The following is a 1,583-nucleotide window of genomic DNA, read 5'->3' as shown; positions in this document are numbered from 1 at the left end:
CAGCGCAAGCGCGCGTTCGTCGCCCGGGCGCTGGCCCAGGCGCCGCGCCTGCTGCTGCTCGACGAGCCGTTCGCCGGCGTCGACCGGCGCACGGAGGAGGCGCTGACCGTGCTGCTGCGCCGCTTCGCCGAGGACGGTGGCACGGTGCTCGTCTCCACCCACGACCTCTCCCGCCTGCCGGAGCTGGCGACCGAGTCGGTGCTGCTGCGCCGCACGGTGCTCATGCACGGCCCCACGGCGGACGTCGTGCGGCCCGAGAACCTGGCCCGCGCGTTCGGCCTGGACGTGGGTGAGGACCGGTGACGCTCTGGGACCTGCTGGTCGACCCGTTCGCGTACGGGTTCATGGAGCGGGCGCTCGTGGCCAGCCTCGCCGCGGCCGTCGTGTGCGCCGTCCTGTCGTGCTGGCTCGTGCTCGTCGGCTGGTCGCTCATGGGCGACGCGGTCTCGCACTCGGTGCTCCCCGGCGTGGTGCTGGCCTACGTCGTCGGCGTGCCGTTCGCGGTCGGCGCGACGGCGTTCGGGTTCCTGGCCGTCGCGCTGATCGGGGCCGTGCGCGAGGGCCGTCGGGTGAAGGAGGACGCGGCGATCGGCATCGTCTTCACGACGCTGTTCGCCCTCGGCCTGGTGCTCATCTCGGTGACGCCCAGCCAGACCGACCTCGACCACATCGTCTTCGGCAACGTGCTCGGCGTGGACGCCGGCGAGCTGTGGCAGGTCGTCGGCATCGCCGCCGTCGTCCTGGTGGTGCTGCTGCTCAAGCGCCGCGACCTGACGCTCGTGGCGTTCGACCCGACGCACGCGTTCGCGATCGGGCTGAGCCCCAGCCGGCTGCGCTGGCTGCTGCTGGCCCTGCTCGCGCTCACCACCGTCGTGGCGCTGCAGACCGTCGGCGTCGTGCTCGTGGTGGCCATGCTCATCACGCCCGGCGCGACCGCGCGCCTGCTCACCGACCGCTTCGACCGGATGCTGCTGGTGGCCCCGGCGGCGTCCGCGCTCTGCGCGCTCGTCGGGCTGTACGGCGCCTACTACCTCGACACGGCGCCCGGCGCGATGGTCGTCCTGGCCCAGGGCTGCCTGTTCGCGCTGGTGTTCCTGCTGGCGCCCCGGCACGGCGTCCTCGCCCGGGCCCGGCGCCGGAGCCGCTAGCGTACGGCCGTGACCACCTTCGACGACTCGGTCGTGCAGGCCGTCCTGAAGCACATGAACGACGACCACGCGGACGACTCGCTGCTCATCGTCCGCGCGTTCGCCGACCCCCAGGCGACCTCGGCCACGATGGTCGGCCTGGACGCCACCGCCGGACGCTGGACCGCCGAGGTGGAGGACACCACGACCGCCGTCGAGGTGCCCTGGCCCATCGAGGTGACCGAGCGCGCCGACCTGCGCCGGGCCGTGGTCGTGCTCCACGAGCAGGCTTGCGAGCGCCTCGGCGTCGAGCCGCGGGGGCACTGACGTGAGCCTCGTCCTGCTCGAGCCCGACGGCGGCGTCCGCACCATCACGCTCAAACGGCGCCCGAGCGGCGCAACGCCCCTCGACCGCGCCCCTGCTGGACGAGCTCGCCGCCGCCGTCGCGGCGGTGG

The 1,583-nt window shown here is 74.0% G+C and carries 2 protein-coding genes and 1 pseudogene; all 3 read left to right on the top strand.

All coding sequences use genetic code 11. The annotated features are described in order from the left end of the window. Positions 1-303 (top strand): annotated as a pseudogene (locus AC2W7G_RS15895) (ABC transporter); the annotation flags it as partial. Further along, positions 300-1,148: a metal ABC transporter permease gene (locus AC2W7G_RS15890; protein ID WP_485869293.1), complete on the top strand. Its 849-nt coding sequence runs from the start codon at positions 300-302 to the stop codon at positions 1,146-1,148. The pseudogene AC2W7G_RS15895 and the gene AC2W7G_RS15890, both read left to right, overlap by 4 nt. 9 nt (positions 1,149-1,157) lie before the next feature. Next, positions 1,158-1,454: a DUF2470 domain-containing protein gene (locus AC2W7G_RS15885; protein WP_485869292.1), complete on the top strand. Its 297-nt coding sequence runs from the start codon at positions 1,158-1,160 to the stop codon at positions 1,452-1,454. The last annotated feature ends 129 nt before the right edge of the window (positions 1,455-1,583 follow it).

Source organism: Aeromicrobium sp. PFPM2_SD2 (assembly GCF_057364525.1).
The sequence above is the reverse complement of the archived record's forward strand: the minus strand, read 5'-3'. Positions and strand labels throughout refer to the sequence as shown.